Origin of the sequence: Patulibacter medicamentivorans, from assembly GCF_000240225.1 — a bacterium.
In the GTDB taxonomy this organism is placed as follows: Bacteria; Actinomycetota; Thermoleophilia; order Solirubrobacterales; family Solirubrobacteraceae; genus Patulibacter; species Patulibacter medicamentivorans.
The window spans coordinates 1-16281 of record NZ_AGUD01000013.1; the positions used below are offsets into that span (position 1 = coordinate 1).

The 16281-nt window shown below is 73.8% G+C and carries 14 protein-coding genes and 1 pseudogene; 12 read left to right on the forward strand and 3 right to left on the reverse strand.

What is annotated here, in order from left to right; translation table 11 throughout:
- The 9 genes and pseudogenes from PAI11_RS27730 to PAI11_RS02205 form a co-directional block, all read left to right on the forward strand.
- Positions 1–259, forward strand: a pseudogene (locus PAI11_RS27730) (hypothetical protein); the annotation flags it as partial.
- The gene (locus tag PAI11_RS02170; RefSeq protein WP_081488205.1) at positions 246–1088 is read left to right on the forward strand and encodes an FhaA domain-containing protein; all 843 of its coding nucleotides are present in this window, start codon (positions 246–248) and stop codon (positions 1086–1088) included. The pseudogene PAI11_RS27730 and the gene PAI11_RS02170, both read left to right, overlap by 14 nt.
- Entirely contained in the window at positions 1085–1570 is a 486-nt protein-coding gene (locus PAI11_RS02175) for an FHA domain-containing protein (protein ID WP_007570381.1), read from the forward strand. The genes PAI11_RS02170 and PAI11_RS02175 overlap by 4 nt, the downstream gene beginning before the upstream one ends.
- A gap of 6 nt (positions 1571–1576) precedes the next feature.
- On the forward strand, positions 1577–2797 hold the full coding sequence (locus tag PAI11_RS23780) for a Stp1/IreP family PP2C-type Ser/Thr phosphatase (protein ID WP_007570383.1): 1221 nt from the start codon (positions 1577–1579) through the stop codon (positions 2795–2797).
- Positions 2794–4137, forward strand: a complete 1344-nt coding sequence (locus PAI11_RS02185; RefSeq protein ID WP_007570385.1) for an FtsW/RodA/SpoVE family cell cycle protein — start codon at positions 2794–2796, stop codon at positions 4135–4137. The genes PAI11_RS23780 and PAI11_RS02185 overlap by 4 nt, the downstream gene beginning before the upstream one ends.
- The gene (locus PAI11_RS02190) at positions 4134–5615 is read left to right on the forward strand and encodes a peptidoglycan D,D-transpeptidase FtsI family protein (RefSeq protein WP_007570387.1); all 1482 of its coding nucleotides are present in this window, start codon (positions 4134–4136) and stop codon (positions 5613–5615) included. The genes PAI11_RS02185 and PAI11_RS02190 overlap by 4 nt, the downstream gene beginning before the upstream one ends.
- A gap of 40 nt (positions 5616–5655) precedes the next feature.
- Positions 5656–7806: a Stk1 family PASTA domain-containing Ser/Thr kinase gene (gene pknB / locus PAI11_RS02195; RefSeq protein WP_007570389.1), complete on the forward strand. Its 2151-nt coding sequence runs from the start codon at positions 5656–5658 to the stop codon at positions 7804–7806.
- Positions 7803–8807 carry a D-alanine--D-alanine ligase family protein gene (locus tag PAI11_RS02200; protein ID WP_007570391.1) on the forward strand — a complete coding sequence of 335 codons (1005 nt, stop codon included), beginning with the start codon at positions 7803–7805 and terminating at the stop codon, positions 8805–8807. Before pknB ends, PAI11_RS02200 begins: the two co-directional genes overlap by 4 nt.
- 68 nt (positions 8808–8875) lie before the next feature.
- A complete protein-coding gene (locus tag PAI11_RS02205) occupies positions 8876–9961 on the forward strand; it encodes an ABC transporter permease (protein WP_007570393.1) in 1086 nt (361 codons plus the stop codon).
- 27 nt (positions 9962–9988) lie between these two features.
- Here the strand turns inward: PAI11_RS02205 and PAI11_RS02210 are convergent, their stop codons facing one another.
- A complete protein-coding gene (locus tag PAI11_RS02210; protein ID WP_007570395.1) occupies positions 9989–11500 on the reverse strand; it encodes a protein kinase domain-containing protein in 1512 nt (503 codons plus the stop codon).
- Between the two features lie 369 nt (positions 11501–11869).
- On the opposite strand from PAI11_RS02210, the gene PAI11_RS02215 reads away from it, so the two are divergent.
- The 3 genes from PAI11_RS02215 to PAI11_RS02225 all read left to right on the forward strand — a co-directional run bounded on the left by PAI11_RS02215 (position 11870) and on the right by PAI11_RS02225 (position 14241).
- Entirely contained in the window at positions 11870–12523 is a 654-nt protein-coding gene (locus PAI11_RS02215) for a peptidase inhibitor family I36 protein (protein ID WP_040597778.1), read from the forward strand.
- Positions 12524–12661: 138 nt separating this feature from the next.
- A complete protein-coding gene (locus tag PAI11_RS02220) occupies positions 12662–13231 on the forward strand; it encodes an RNA polymerase sigma factor (RefSeq protein ID WP_007570398.1) in 570 nt (189 codons plus the stop codon).
- Positions 13228–14241: a CU044_5270 family protein gene (locus tag PAI11_RS02225; protein ID WP_007570399.1), complete on the forward strand. Its 1014-nt coding sequence runs from the start codon at positions 13228–13230 to the stop codon at positions 14239–14241. Before PAI11_RS02220 ends, PAI11_RS02225 begins: the two co-directional genes overlap by 4 nt.
- A gap of 366 nt (positions 14242–14607) precedes the next feature.
- On the opposite strand, the gene purM is transcribed toward PAI11_RS02225, so the two are convergent.
- Entirely contained in the window at positions 14608–15708 is a 1101-nt protein-coding gene (purM, locus tag PAI11_RS02230) for a phosphoribosylformylglycinamidine cyclo-ligase (protein WP_007570400.1), read from the reverse strand.
- A 118-nt stretch (positions 15709–15826) separates the two neighbouring features.
- Positions 15827–16281: undecaprenyl-diphosphate phosphatase (locus tag PAI11_RS02235; RefSeq protein ID WP_138974056.1), on the reverse strand; the 455-nt coding region annotated here is incomplete at its 5' end.

Consider the following 16281-nt stretch of genomic DNA (forward strand, 5'->3'; position numbering starts at 1 on the left):
TGCCGCCGCCCTCCACCGCCGGATCCTGGCCGGCGTCGTGGTGCTGTCCGGAGCGGCCGCGCTGGCAGCCGCGGCGGTGCCCCCGGTGGTGGCGGTCGCCGGCGGTCCGAGCGGGGGCCCGGCCGCCCCGGTGCTCGCCTGCCTGGCGGCGATCGCGATCGGCGCGGTCGGAGCGGGGAGCCGTGGCGCGGGCCGCAGGTCGTCGGAGGGGGGCCCGGCGCGAGCGCCGCACCCCGTAGCATCCGGTGACCGAGCCTGAGTCTCACGTGCTGCGCGACATCGAGAGCAAGCTTGCCGGCCTGGTCGAGGGGACCTTCGGTCGGCTGTTCCGAAGCGAGGTCACCCCCGCTGAGCTCGCGCGCGGGCTCGTCCGGGAGATGGAAGCCACGCGGCGCCAGGGCCTGGACCGCACCTGGGTCGCCCACCGCTACGACGTGTACCTCTCCCCCACCGATCACCAGCGGATCACCGCGCTCGGGCCGACCTTGAACGAGGAGTTGTCCAACCACCTGCTCGTGCACGCTCGCGAGCAGCGGTTCGCGCTGGCCCAGACGCCGCAGGTCAGCTTCCACCGCGGCGACGAGCTGCCGGTCAGCCGCTACGGCGTCGCGGCCCTCCACGACGAGCCGGCCGATGCCGCCGCGGGTGGCGCGCCGTCGCCGCGGGTCGAGGAGCCGCGCCGGCCGCCGGTCGTCTCTCCGCGCCAGCCGACCGGGCCGTCGGCCTCCGTCGGGCGCCAGCCGTCCGCGGCGCGGGCGCCGGTCGATCGCGGGCCGGACAGCGGGGTCGGGGGCGCGCCGTCGCAGCTGGCCGTGATCCTCGAGGGCCGCCGAGAGGTCCTCCCGCGCGAGGGTGGGACGATCGGTCGCAGCCGCGAGTGCGACCTGGTGATCGCCAGCGCCGAGGTCTCGCGCCGGCACTGCGAGATCCGCCCCGGCGCCCACGGCTGGACGATCGAGGACCTCGGGTCGACCAACGGGGTCCGGATCGGCGGCGTCGTCGCGACCCCCGGCACTCGCGCCGCGCTCGAGCCCGGCGACACGATCGAGCTGGGCACCGTCGTCCTGCGGGTGGAGGCGGCGCGATGACCGCGCTGCCGCTCGCGGACCTGGTCGAGCCGGTCTCGGTCGCGCTCAAGTTCGGGATCGTCGCCGTCCTCTACCTGTTCCTGGCGTGGGTCGCGCGGTCGAGCGTCGCCGACCTCAGCCGCGGTGCCGTCGGAGCGGTCGCGCCGGGCCTCGCCGACGCCGGCGGGCTGTCCCCGACGGCCGGCGGCGAGCCGCGCCTGCGGGTCGAGCGCGCGGTCGGCCATCAGCCCGGCGACGAGTACGACATCGGGCCGGGGGCCGTCATCGGGCGCGGAAGCCAGGTAGACATCAAGATCGACGATGCCTATGCGTCCGGCAAGCACGCGCGGCTGGTGCGACAGGCAGGGGTGGTGATCGTGGAGGATCTGGGCTCGACCAACGGGACCTTCCTCAACGAGGAGCCGCTCGCCGGCCCGCAGCCGCTGCAGCTCGGCGACCGGATCAGGATCGGCGACACCGAGTTCACGTACCTGGATGACTGAGACCTAGTGCTTCGCGTCGCCGAACACGCCCAGCGGACCGACACCGGCCGCCAGCGCCCCCACAACGAGGACTCGTTCGTGGCGCGGTCGCCCCTGTTCGCGGTCGCCGACGGGATGGGCGGCGCGCAGGCCGGAGAGGTCGCCTCGCGGGTCGCCGTCGAGGTCCTGCGCGAGGGGCTCGGCGAGGGCACCGGGACCGTCGCCGAGCGGCTGACCGACCAGGTGGTCGAGGCCAACCGGCGGATCCACGAGCGGGCCCAGAAGGACCAGCGCCGGGCCGGGATGGGCACGACGCTGACCGCCGCCTACGTCGACACCGGCAACCTGGTCGTCGTCCACGTCGGCGACAGCCGGCTCTACCGCCTGCGCGACGGGCAGCTGACCCGCCTGACCCGCGACCACTCGCTGGTCGAGGAACTGGTCCGCCAGGGCCGCCTGACGCCGGAGCAGGCGCTCGAGCACCCCCAGCGCTCGATCATCACCCGCGCGCTCGGCCCCGAGTCCGAGGTCGCCGTCGACTCCGAGGTGCTGCCGGTCGACTCGGGCGACCTGTACCTGGTCTGCAGCGACGGCCTGACGGCGATGCTGGCCGAGGACGAGATCGAGGAGATCCTCGTCGCGCCGCGGACGCTGGCCGAGCAGGTCGACATGCTGGTCGACGCGGCCAACGCCGCCGGCGGCCGCGACAACATCACCGTGCTGCTGTTCCGGGTCGAGGACGCGGCCGGCTTCGGCGGCGGGCGCACCACCGGCGAGGAGCCGACGGCGACCCACGAGCAGGCGACCGCGGTGCTGCCGCGCGTCGATCCGGTCGCGCCCGACGGCGAAGCCGACGAGGACGCCGAGGGCCCGGGCCAGGTCCACCACGCCGGCGAGGTCTCCGGGCCGCGCCAGCCGCGGCCGGCGGCGAAGAAGCGCCGCGGCGTCCGGGCGGGGCCCTTCATCGTCCTGTTCCTGCTGCTCTGCGTGCTGATCGGCGGCTACTTCGCCTCGCAGACGGTCTACTTCGTCGGCACCCACAAGGGGCTCGTCACCGTCTACCGGGGCCTGCCCTACGACCTGCCCGGCGGGATCCACCTGTACTCGGTGAACTACCCGTCGTCGGTGCCGGTCGACGAGGTCGATCCGCGCCTGCGCGAGCGGCTGCTGGATCACCGGCTGCGCTCGCTCGCCGATGCCAACGACCTGGTGTCGAAGCTCGAGCGCGGCGAGGTCGTCAAGCCGTGAAGCCGCGCACGCGCGAGGCGCTCGCGCTCCTGCCGTCGGCGTTGCTGATCACGGCCGGCTTCACCGCGATCTTCCTCAAGCGCAGCGACTTCGTCGGCAACACGTCGCTGATCTACGGCGGCGCGTTCCTGGCGCTGTGCCTGGTCGGCCACCTGGTGATCCGCTTCACCGCCCGCAACGCCGACCCGTTCCTGTTCCCGCTGGTGGCGCTGGTCGCCTGCTTCGGCCTGGTCGAGCTGTACCGAATCGACGAGAGCTTCGCCCGCTCGCAGGCGCTCTGGTTCGTGATCGGGCTCGGCCTCTTCGCCGCGACGATGTTCGCGCTGCGCGACTACCACCAGCTGGAGCGCTACCGCTACACGATCGCCCTCGGCGCGATCGTGCTGCTGATCCTGCCGCGCTTCCCGCTGATCGGCCAGGCGACCAACGGCGCCTACCTGTCGATCAAGATCGGCCCGCTGTCGTTCCAGGCGGCCGAGTTCGCGAAGATCGGGATCGTCATCTTCCTGGCCAGCTACCTGCGCGACACGCGCCAGGTGCTGATCCACGGCGGTCGCAAGGTGCTCGGCGTCAGCCTGCCGCCGCTGCGCCACCTGGGCCCGCTGCTGGCGATCTGGGGCACCGCGATGCTGCTCCTGATCTTCATCCGCGACCTCGGCTCGTCGCTGATGTTCTTCGGGGCGTTCCTGGCCCTGATCTACGTCGCGACCGGCAAGCTGCGGTTCCCGCTGATCGGGATCGGGGCGTTCGCCGCCGGGGCCTACCTGGTCGGCAGCAAGGTCGGTCACGTGCAGGATCGCGTGGCGGCCTGGCGGCACCCGTTCGACCCGATCCTGTTCGGGGCCGCCGACGTCACGCCGCGGCCGCCGGAGTACGGCACCAGCTACCAGCTGGCGCAGTCGCTGTTCGCCCAGGCCGACGGCGGGCTCTTCGGGCGCGGCTTCGGCCAGGCCGAGATCGGGACCACGATCTCGAGCGGCGGCGACGTCACGACGCCGCTGCTGCCGGCGTCGCAGACCGACATGATCTACGCGCTGATCACCAACGAGACCGGGCTGCTCGGGGCGTCGGCGATCATCCTCGCCTACCTGCTGTTCGTCCACCGGGGCTTCCGCGTCGCGATCCTCGCCCGGGACCCGTTCAGCAAGCTGCTGGCGACCGGCCTGACCGCGGTCTTCGCGCTGCAGGTGTTCGTGATCGTCGGCGGCGTCACCAAGGTGATCCCGCTGACCGGCGTGACGCTGCCGTTCGTCAGCTACGGCGGCTCGTCGATCATGGCCAACTTCGTGCTGCTCGCGTTGCTGCTGCGCGTCTCCGAGGACGCCCGGAGGCCGACGTGAACACGCAGATCCGGAACCTCTTCCTGGTCACGGTCCTGCTCTTCGGCCTGCTGATCGCGTTCACGTCGAGGTGGACGGTCTTCGGCGACGAGAGCCTGCGCGACAACGCCCTCAACCGCCGCGACCTGATCCGCTCCGAGCGCGTCCCCCGCGGCCGGATCCTGGCCGCCGACGGCAGCGTCCTGGCGCGCAGCGTCCAGCAGCGCTCGCGCGACACCAACGTCAAGTCCTACAAGCGCCGCTACCCCAAGGGCCAGGCCTACGTGGCGCCGGTCGGCTTCAGCGACACGACGCTCGGCCAGCTCTCAGGGCTGGAGCGCTCGCAGAACGACTGGCTGGCGGGCAAGGCGGTCAAGCTGGCGACCGCCGTCGACAAGCTGATCAAGGGCGACCAGCGCGGCGACGACGTCCGCACGACGCTCGAGCCGAGCGTCCAGCAGGCGGCGATCAACGGCCTCGCCGGGCGCGCCGGCTCGGTCGTGGCGCTCGACCCGAGCACGGGCAAGGTGCTGGCGATGGTCTCGGTCCCCAGCTGGGACCCGAACAAGGCCCGCACCAGCCCCGACTACTTCTCCAAGCTCAACCAGCTGAGCAGGACGCACCCGCTGACGAACCGCGCCACCCAGGACGCCTACGTGCCGGGGTCGACCTTCAAGGTCGTGACCGCGGCGGCGGCGCTCGACAGCGGCAAGTACACGCCCGACACCATCATCGACGGGTCGAACGCCCAGAGCTTCAGCGGCCACGTGCTGAACAACTCCGGCGGCGAGAGCTATCCCAGCGCCCCGCTGCGGACCCAGCTGACCCACTCGGTCAACACCGCCTTCGCCAACGTCGCCAGCGACCTCGGCAAGGCGACGATGGACCGCTACATGAAGCGCTTCGGCTTCGGCGACCTGCCGCCGCTCGACTACCCGGCCGACCAGATGCGGCCGTCCGGCGAGTTCCTGGCCGGCAAGAAGCGCGGCCGCTTCATCCCGGCGACCAGCCGCTTCGTCGACGTCGCCCGGCTCGGCATCGGCCAGGACAAGCTGCAGGTCACGCCGCTGCAGATGGCGATGGTCGCGGCGACGGTCGCCAACGGCGGCCGGCTGATGAAGCCGCACCTCGTCGACCGGGTCGTCGACGCCGACGGTCGCGTGCAGAAGACGGTCGATCCGCAGCTCTACCGGCGCGTGATGAGCAGCGGGGCCGCGTCCGACCTGCGATCGATGATGGGCGACGTGGTCAACGAGGGCACGGGCACCGCCGCGGCGCTCAGCGGCGGCGTCCAGGTCGGCGGCAAGACCGGCACCGCCGAGCTGAACATCGCCAAGGGCCTCAACGACCTCTGGTTCATCGGCTTCGCGCCGCTGTCGAGCCCCAAGGTCGCGGTCGCGGTCGTCGTCGAGAACACCCAGGGCTTCGGCGGGCCGGTGGCCGGGCCGATCGCCAAGCAGGTCATGCAGGCGGCGCTGCAGAGCGGAGCGGGACGATGACGCGGCGTCGTTCACGGAGCGGCATCCTTCGGAGCAGGCCATGAATCGGACCGGACAGACCATCGACGCCCGCTACCGGGTCGAGCGACGGATCGGCACCGGCGGGATGGCGGACGTCTTCGCCTGCGAGGACCTGCAGCTGGGCCGTCACGTCGCGCTCAAGGTGCTGCACGAGCAGCTCGCCGAGGATCCCCAGGTCGTCGCCCGCTTCCGCCGCGAGAGCCAGTCGGCCGCCGGGCTCCAGCACCCCCACATCGTCCAGGTCTTCGACCGCGGCGACTGGGACGGCATCCCCTACATGGCGATGGAGCTGGTCGACGGGGTGACGTTGAAGGACGTCATCCGCGACCAGGCGCCGCTCGATCCGGTCAAGACGATCGACCAGATCAGCCAGGTCCTCGACGCGCTGCGCTACGCCCACCGCCGCGGCCTCGTCCACCGCGACATCAAGCCGCAGAACGTCCTCGTCGGCCCCGACGGCGATCTGAAGGTCGCCGACTTCGGGATCGCGCGCGCCGTCGACGACCTGCAGATGACGCAGACCGGCATGATCGTCGGCACCGCGCACTACCTGTCCCCGGAGCAGGCGTCGGGCCAGCCGATCACGCCGGCGGCCGACCTCTACGCGGTCGGCGTCGTGCTCTTCGAGATGCTCACCGGCCGGCTGCCGTTCGACGGCGACCAGCCGGTGGCGATCGCGCTCAAGCACGTCAACGAGGAGCCGCCGGCGCTCTCGATCGTCAACCCCGAGGTCCCCGCGGATCTCGAGGCGGTCGTGATGCGGGCGCTCAACAAGGCGCCGGACGAGCGGTTCACCGATGCCGAGGAGTTCATCGGCGCGCTCCAGCAGGTCCGCCACCGGATCGTCTCCGGCGCGCCCGAGCCCGAGCGCGGCACCTTCACCACCGGCGCCCGCGGCTACGGCGTCGACCAGCCGACCGGCGGCTGGCTGCAGCCCGCCGCCGGGATGGCGGTGCCCGCCGGCGTCGCGCCGGAGGAGGCCCGCGAGCAGGCCGAGGCCCGCCAGCGCCGCCGCCGGGCGTGGACGATCACGGTCGCCCTCGCGACGCTGGTCGCGCTGGCGCTGATCGGCTACCTGATCTTCGGCCGGATGGAGACGGTCCCGAACGTGATCGGGATCAGCCAGGCCAAGGCCGAGCAGCGGCTCGAGGAGCGGGGCTTCAAGGTCAAGACCGAGAGCGTGCTCGACGAGGCGCCGAAGGGCCAGGTCTTCCGCCAGGACCCGCGCGCGCCCCGCCGCGTCCGCCACGGCTCGACCGTGCTGATCTCGGTCTCCGCGGGCCGCAAGCAGATCACGGTCCCGGTGGTCGACGGGCTGAGCGCGGCGGCCGCCCGCCAGAAGCTGCGCGACGCCGGCTTCGCCGACGCCAACATCCTCCAGCGCGAGCAGTCCAGCCAGACGATCCCGGCCGACCAGGCGATCGAGACCCAGCCGGAGGCGGGCGTCCAGGTCGATCCGACGTCGCAGATCCAGCTGATCGTGTCGAGCGGCGTCCCGACGGCCAAGGACCAGGTCGAGGTCCCCGACGTGGTCGGCCGGACGCGGGCCGAGGCCGAGGCCGCGATCAAGGCCCAGGGCCTGACCGCCGATGTCACGGAGAGCGAGAGCACCACCGCCACCCCGGGCGACGTCACGGCGCAGAACCCGCCCGCCAAGACGATGGTCGCGAAGGGCAGCGCCGTTCGCCTGACCGTCGCCAAGAAGCCCGCCGACGAGCCGAACCCGCCGGCCAACACCGACGTCACGGTCCCCGACGTCGAGAAGCAGACGCGGGCGGACGCCGACAAGGCGCTCAAGGACGCGGGGCTGAGGCCGCGCTACACCACGGTCTCGGTGACCGACGAGGCGCTCGACGGCAAGGTCGTCAACCAGTTCCCGCGGAACCGCAAGGTCCCCAAGAACTCGATCATCGACCTGCAGATCGGCAAGTTCCAGCCGACGACGACGACCAACCCGAGCGACAACGGCGCCGGCGCGTCGACGACCGACCCCGGCGGCGGTCGCTCGCCGGTCGCCACCGGCGCGAGCGTGCGCACGGCGCCGGTGGCCCTGCGCGCCCTGCCGGCCGGGTCGCGGTCCGCGGGCGCCGGACCGAGCGAACTGGGCGGCTGGATCCTGCGCGTGATCGCCTGGTCCGCCGCAGGCGACGACAGAACGAGGCGTGCATGAGCAAGGTGGCGGTCCTGGGCGGTGGTCGCTCGTCCGAGCACGAGGTCTCGCTGCGGTCGGCCGCGTCGGTCGCCGACGGCCTCCGCAGCGCCGGCCACGAGGTCGTCCCGGTCCACCTGACCCGGGAGGGCGCATGGACGACCGACGACGGCCGGACCGTCACCCTGACCCCGGGCGCCGGCCTGCTCGACTGCGACGTGGCCTTCCCCGTCCTGCACGGCCCGTTCGGCGAGGACGGTGCCGTCCAGGGCCTGCTCGAGCTGCTCGACGTCCCCTACGTCGGGGCACCGGTGCTCGGCTCGGCCGTCTGCATGGACAAGCTGATCTCGAAGGACCTGATGGCCGCGGCCGGGATCCCGCAGGTCGACTACGAGGCGGTCCAGGCCGCCGACTGGGACGCCGACCGCGACGCCGTGCTGGAGCGGGTCGCCGGGCTCGGGCTGCCGGTCTGGGTGAAGCCGTCGCGGCTCGGCTCGTCGGTCGGGATCGCGCCCGCCCACACGGCCGACGAGGTCGCGCCGGCGATCGAGGGCGCCCTCCGCCACGACGCGCGGGTGATCGTCGAGGCGGCGGCGACCGGGATCGAGGCCGAGACGGCCGTGCTCGGGTCGGGCGCCGCGCCGGAGGTCTCCGAGGTCGGGCAGATCGTCCTCACCAGCGACGATCCCGACGCCTGGTACGACTACGAGGCGAAGTACACGCCGGGCGGGATGGAGCTGCGGGTCCCGGCCCCGATCAGCGACACGGCGAAGGCGACCCTGCGCGAGATCGCCGCCCGCGCGTTCACGCTCTCGTGCGTCGAGGGCCTGGCCCGCGTCGACTTCTTCGTCGACGGCGAGACGGTGCTCCTGAACGAGCTCAACACGCTGCCCGGGTTCACCGAGACATCGGTCTACGGGAAGCTCTGGGAGGCCAGCGGCGTCGCCTACCCCGACCTGGTCTCGCGGCTGGTGGAGCTGGCCGCCGAGCGCTTCGCCCGTGAGCGGGCGCACGCCTTCTGATCGCCGACGCGCCAGCCGCCGGCGGGGCGCGCCAGTCCGCGTCCTGAGGCTTCGCGATACTCGCGGCCATGGCCGCCGAGGAGCCCCCCGCCCCGATCGACGAGCCGGCCGGGGCGCCGACCCCGACCGTCCCTGCGACGCCGGATGGCGACGCCGCCAACGGCCTCGCCGGTCGCCGGTTCTGGCGCTTCGCGTCGCTGCTGGCGGCCGTCGGGGTGGCGCTGGCGCTGGTGCTCGGCGCGGCCTTCCTGAGCATCGGGCACAGCCCGCGGGCGCGGCACCTGCCGGTCGCGGTCGTCGGCCCGCCGGCGGCGGCGCAGGCGCTCGAGCAGCGCTCCGCCGGAGCCCTGCGGGTGCGGCCGGTCGCCAGCACCGGCGAGGCCGCGCGGCTGATCGCGCAGCGGCGGATCTACGGCGCGATCGTGCCGTCGCAGGGCGGCGGCGTGCGGCGCCTGATCATCGCCTCGGCGGCCAGCAACCAGGTGGCGAACTTCCTGCGCGGATCGCTGGGGGCGGCGACGCCCGACGGCGCTCCGCGGATCAAGGACGTCGCGCCGCTGCCGAAGGACGACGCCGGCGGCGCCAGCATCGCGCTGCTGCTGCAGGTGATCACCCTCGGCGGCTCGATCGGGGTCCTGGGACTCGGGCGGCTGGTCCCCGGCTTCCGGGCCGACCTGCGCCGCGGGGTCCTGCCGTGGACCTTCCTCGTCCTCTACGCGCTGCTGTTCGGGTTCGTGATCACCGGCGTCGCGGCGGCGTTCGGCGTCGGCAGCGGCGCCGACTACCTGACGCGGGTCGGGGCGGTGTCGCTGATCAGCCTCGCCGTCACGGCGTCGACCGCGGGCCTGGTCTCGATCATCGGCTCGGCCGGCGCCGGGATCACCAGCCTCCTGTACTTCGTGCTCGGGTCGCAGATCTCCGGCGGCGGCAGCGCGCCCGAGTTCCTGCCGTCGTTCTGGCACCACCTCGGCCAGAACCTGCCGACCGGCGCCGGCGTCTCGCTGCTGCGCGACGTCCTCTACTTCCCCGACGCCTCGACCGCCTTCCCGATCCGGGTGCTGGTGCTCTACGCCGCGATCGGCGCGCTGCTGCTGACGCTGGTCAACCTCCGCTACGCGCGCGATCGCCGGACGAGCGCCGCCGGCCTGCCCTAGCCTGGCCCGGGCGGTCCTCCCGCACGGTCAGCGGCGCCGGAGCAGGCTCAGCGAGCTGATCCCGACCTTGCCGCCGCCCTCGGGCAGGGCCGTGATCCAGACCAGGTAGTAGCGGTAGCGGGTTCCGTTGGTCTTCAGCGGGACGTTCTGCTTGGCGCGGGCGTCCTCGATGTCGCCGACCGCGACCCAGCCCGGGTCGGGGAAGCCCGCGGGCGGTCCCGACCCGTCGGCGGCCGCGTAGACCTTGCCCGACCAGCCGGGGGTCGAGGTGGCCAGCGAGAGCCGCGTCGCCGAGACGGTCTCGCTGCCGACGTCGAGGTAGATGCCGACGCCCTGCTTCGGCAGGGTGCCGCCGGTGTAGCGCTCGGTCGACCAGTCGGTGTTCGGGTCGCCGTCGAGCACGCGGGCCGTCTCGGACGAGTGCTCGGCGTTGTCGCCGAGCGGGTCGTAGTCGTGGGCGTCGTTGGGCGAGAGCGAGACCGCCACCTCGCCCTTGGCGGCCGGGGTCGACGGTCGCTGGCCGGTGCCGCGCTGGGTCGCGTCGGGGAGCAGCTGGATCGCGGCCGCGGCGAGCGCCCCGAGCACCAGCACGATCGCGACCAGCAGCAGCCCGCGGCGGCGCACCCGCAGGTTGAGCCGCTGGCGCTTCTGGGGAGGCAGCGTGCGCAGGACGGCGGTCGCCTCGCCGGTCGCCTCGCCGCGGCGGCTGGCCTCGATCGTCAGCACGTCCTCGAGGTCGGCGACCAGGTCGTCGGTACTGGGGTAGCGGACGTCGAGGTCCTTGGCCGTGGCGCGGTCGACCACGGCGGCCAGCGCGGCGCCGACCGAGGGCCGCAGCGCCTGGACGTCCGGGAGCTCCTCGCGGACGTGCTTCATCGCCACCGCGACCTGGTTCTCGCCGTGGAACGGGATGTCCCCGACGAGCATCTCGAAGAGCACGATCCCGAGCGAGTAGATGTCGCTCTGGCCCGTGACCTCGTGGCCCATCGCCTGCTCGGGCGAGACGTAGTCGGTCGTGCCGAGGACCCGGCCGTCGGCGGTCAGGCCGTGCTCCTCCAGCGTCCGGGCGATCCCGAAGTCGGTGACCTTCGCCAGGCCCTCCTCGTTGATCAGGACGTTCTGGGGCTTGACGTCGCGGTGGACGATCCCGCGATCGTGGGCGGCGCCGAGCGCGCGGGCGATCTCGATCGCGTAGGCGACGGCCTCGGTCACCGGCAGTCGGCCGGCGCGCTGGATCCGCTCCTTGAGCGTCTCGCCGCGGACGTGCTCGAAGACGATGAACGGCGTGTCGTCGTGCTCGCCGGCGTCGATCACCTGCACGATGTGCGGGTGGTTCAGCTGCGCCACGGCGCGGGCCTCGCGACGGAAGCGCTCCAGCTGCTCGGAGTGCTCGGCGATCTCGCGGTGCATCCGCTTGATCGCCACCGTCCGCTCGAGGACGGTGTCGAACGCGCGATAGACCGTCGACATCCCTCCCGAGCCGATCTGGGCCTCGAGGCGGTAGCGATCCGCGAGCAGTGTTCCGACGTCGATGGTCACCGGGGGACGGACCTATTGTGCGGCCACGGCGCGTGTCGGCGTCCGCTCCCCCGGCGATCCGAGCGGGGACGGGATCCCACGGGCGGCGCGGTCAGGTCGCTGGCATGGGGCCCGATCGGGGCGCGGGACGGTGGGATGGGGATCCACGGAGACGATCTTGCCGGTTGTCGGCGCAGGATGGCGCACCATCTTGGTCACCTACCCCCTGCTGCACGCCTCGTTGCACCGTCGAGGGCGGTCTCGCGCCCGGCGTCGCCCTCGCTCCGCCGGCTTGCGCCGGCGTATGCCAGCCCCTACCGTTCGGTCCCGGTACACCCCCCGGTCTCGCGGGTCCCGTCCGCGCGGCCGACCGAACCGAAGGAGGGTCGCGTGACCCGTCTCCCCGTCCTCGCCGCCGCCTGCGCGAGCACCCTGCTCGCCGCGTCGGCGTTCGTCCCATCAGCCCTCGCCGCCCCGCCGCTCGGCGAGACGGAGGCTCCATCAGCCGCCGTGACGACCGTCGACAGCGGCGCCGACCTGTCGCCGTCATCCGATCCCGGCTACTACCAGGTCCGCCAACGGCCGCTGGCGGCCGGTCGCCGCGCGCTGACCGTGTACTTCATGCCCCGCGGCACCGCCGAGCAGGCGCCGCCCGAGATCCAGCGGCTGAAGGCCTACCAGGACACCCGCGACGCGGCCGCCGACACCGACGTGACCTTCTACGGCGACGGCGCGGTCGGCCTGGCCGCCGCGGCCGCCGACGACTGCAGCGCGGACTACGTCTGCCTCTACTCGCTGACGGACTACGGCGGAGGGCTGCGGCAGTTCAGCGCCAATCGCTGGCAGAACCTGGGCGACTTCGGCTTCAACGACACCACCGCCTCGGTCAAGAACCGTCGCGACTGGGACGCGCTGCTGGCCGAGGACTCCAACGGCAACGGCGCCTGGCGCTGCTTCGACAGCCACTCGGCGACGTCGACCCTGGGCAGCTTCAACAACCGGGCCTCGAGCGTCTTCGTGAGCGCCCTCGACAGCCGCTGCTGACCTGCCCGCCGCCGACCTCGACGCCCGGGTGCCGCCGGGCTGCGGGGTCGCCGGCCGGTGACGCGCGCCGCGCCGCTGAAAGGTCGCGGCCGCTGGTGGACAGTACGTAGGTGTGAGATCCCCGACGGCGCGAGCGAGGTGAACGACCAGGCGGCACGCGAGCGGTTCGAGGCCCTGTGGGCCGAGCACCATCGCGCCGTCCACGCCTTCGTCCTGCGCCGCATCGACGATCGCGACGCTGCCGCGGACGTCACCTCCGAGACGTTCCTCGTCGCCTGGCGGCGGCTGGAGCACCTGCCCGAGCCGTCGCTCCCGTGGCTGCTCGGCGTCGCTCGCAAGACGGTCGCCAACGCCCGTCGCGGCAGCGGTCGCGCCCAGGCCCTGATCGCCCGGCTCGAGCGGGAGCCCGACGAGCGCTTCGCCCGCGATCCGGCGTCGCCCGACGACGACGATCGGGCGACCGAGCGGGTGATGGCCGCCTTCAACCGCCTCTCCGAGTCCGATCGCGACGTCCTCAGCCTGATCGTCTGGGACGGCCTCGCCCCGCGCGAGGCCGCCGCCGTCCTGGGCATCGCGGCCCCCCGCTTCAGCGTCCGGCTGCACCGCGCCAAGCAGCGCCTGCGGCAGCTGCTGGACCACCCCTCCGACCCGGCGGACGCGCCTCCCGGCGACTCCGCGTCCGCCCCTCCCGTGATGGAGACCCGATGACCGATTCCGTCCTCCAGCTGCTCGAGCGCCTCGACCCGGTCGACGTCGCGGCCCTGCGCCTCGACCCGATCCCGCCGGTGCCCGCGCGGATCTTCGCGACCCCGCGCGACCCCGCGCCGCGATCGCCGTTCGCTCCGCGGCGACCGCTGCGCGTGGCGCTCGGCGGCGGCGTCGCGACCGCCGCGGTGATCGTCGGCGCGAGCGTGCTCTCCTCCTCGGGGCCGGCCGTCGCCGACGCGGCGAGGATCCTGCGCGCGACCTCCGACGCGGCCGACGCGCAGGCGGTGCGGCCGGCGACCGGGCCGATCGCCTACACCAAGCTCGAGCAGCTGCTGCTCGGGGCATCCGACCACCAGCCGCCGTACAGCTACTACCGGCCGAGCACGATCGAGGCCTGGGTCGCGCCCGACGGCTCCGGGCGCACCCGCACGGTCACCGCCCCGATCCGCCCGGTCGGTCCGCGCGACCGCCAGCGGATGGACGGCGATCCCCGGCACCCGCCGGTCGCGTCCGGCTCGCGCGTCGCCGTTCGCCGCTACGGGCCCGGCCAGCTGGTCGGCTTCGGCGAGCGCCCCGACGGACTGCCGTCCCTGCGCGACCTGCCGACCGATCGCGAGGCGCTGCGCGCGATCCTGCGGCGGGTCGCCGCCGAGTCCGACGTCCCGGTCGACGTCGGGATCTTCGAGCAGGCGGCGACGCTGCTGATGGAGACCGGATCCTCGCCGCGGCTGCGGGCGGCGCTGTTCGACGTGATGGCGACGATCCCGGGCGTCGCGCTCGACGGCACCGCGCGCGACCCGCTCGGGCGGGCGGGCACGTCGGTCTCGATCGACTCCGACTACACGGGCGCCCGTCAGCGCGACACGCTGATCTTCGTCGAGCGGGCCGCGCAGCCGCTCGCGCACGTGACCCGGCGGCTCGACCGCTCGCCGATGATGGACGGCGACCTGATCGAGCAGACGGTGCTGGTCACTGCGCGGGGCGTGGCAGAGGTCGGCGCGCGGCCCTGATCCGGTGGGCCCGGCTCGATCCGTCGCGTGACGGTGGCTGGGTTCGGTGGGCGCTGCGCGACGACTCCGCCGCCTGGGCGCCGCGGGCGCCGACCGGGCGAGGTGGGGACTCCCGGTCGGCGCCACTCTGGCGGGGCTGGTGTGTGGGACTACGCGGGCGATCCGGCATTGGGGGGTGGCGTCGCCGGATGGGACTGCCCTCGTGGAAAGCGCGGGAACACACGTCTTCCCGGCACTCGAAGGAGAGATGTCCGGCACCCCCGCGGATCTTTCACCGACCTTCGAGAAGCCGTTCGCGGCCGCCTGCGCGGCGCTCGGCGCGCCCGGCCCGGCGCGAACGCCGCCGGTCGCCGACCCGGCGTGGCCTCAGCCGCGCAGCACCACGCCACCGGGCGCGGTGCACTCGCCGCCGCGATCGGTGACGGTGCCGATCCGGCGGGTGCCGGGGTGGCGCTTCCCGAGGATCGAGACGGCGGCGTCGACGTCCTCCTCGGAGACGACGGCGACGAAGCCGCAGCCCATGTTGAAGACCTCCCACATCTCGGCGTCGGAGACGTTGCCGAGGCGCTGGATCAGCGTCATCACGGGAGGCAGCGGCAGCGGGTCCTCGACCGCGAAGCCCAGCCGCGGGCCGTCGGCGGCATCGGGGTGCGGTGCGCCGGTCGCGTCGAGCGCCCCGAGCCGGACCAGGTTCAGCAGCCCGCCGCCGGTGATGTGGCTGAGGCCGCGGACCGGAAGCCCGCTCTGCAGCAGCTCGACGACCGCGCGGACGTAGATCACCGTCGGCTCCAGCAGCGCGTCGGCGACCGACGCGCCGCCGAGCTCGGCCGGGCGGTCGTCGAGCGCCAGCCCGCCGTCCTGCTGCAGCGCCTTGCGCGCCAGCGTGTAGCCGTTGGAGTGGATCCCGCTCGACGGCAGGCCGATCAGCGCGTCGCCGGGCGTGATCGCGGCGCCGGTCACCAGCTCGTCGAGGGCGACGGTGCCGATCGCGGTCCCGCAGAGGTCGAAGCCGCCGGGATCGGGGTGGCCGCGCAGCAGCTCCGGCAGGACGGCAAGCTCGCCGCCGGGGATCTCGATCCCGGCGTCGGTCGCGCCGGCCCGCAGCCCCTCGCCGATCGCGGCCAGCCGCGCGGCGTCCGGCTCCTGGACCGCCAGGTAGTCGAGCATCGCGATCGGCTCGGCACCGACGCAGATCAGGTCGTTGACGTTCATCGCGATGCAGTCGATGCCGACCGTGCCCAGGCGGCCGGTCTCCTCCGCGACGATCAGCTTCGAGCCGACGCCGTCGGTCGCGACCGCGATCCCCAGGTTGGGCGCGACCCGCAGGACGCTCGCGTAGTGGCCCGAGGCCAGGACCGACAGCGACGGCTTGCCGGTCTCGATCGTCTTGAGCACCCCGACCAGGGCGCCGACGCCGGCGTCTGACTGGTCGGTGTCGACCCCGGAGGCAGCGTAGGCGTCGCTCATCGCGTGTGATGGTGGCAGGTCGGCGGGCGGGGATGCGGCTCAGCGGGCCGGGCCACGACGGCGGGCCGTGCGCGAAGCGCCACCCGACGGCGTGCCGCGGCCGCCCCGCGCCGGTTGCTCAGAGCGGCCGCTCGGGGACCGTCGCCCAGCGGCGGTCGGTCCACAGCAGGACCGCGGCGAGCGCGGTCCGGTAGGCCGCGAACGGTGCCAGCGGCAGGCCGTCGAGCGTGCGGCGGGCGATCGGCGCGGCGACCAGCCCGGATGCGGCGCTGGTGACGGTCACGGCGCAGAGCGGCGCCAGGCTCGCCGGCGCGATCGAGCCCTCGCGCACGCGCTTGGCCAGCCGCACGACCTTGAGGACCGTGGCGCCGCCGACGACGGGGACCGCGAGCGCCGCCGAGATGCGCCCGGCCGAGCGGCGCGAGAAGCCGCGCGCCCGCGACGCGGCCAGGACCGCGCCGCTGCGCGAGATGCCGGGCCAGAGCGCGGTCGCCTGGGCCAGGCCGATCGCGGCGGCGTCCAGCACCGTCGCGTCGCGCCAGTCGCGGTCGGGCGCGGACGGCGGACGATCGC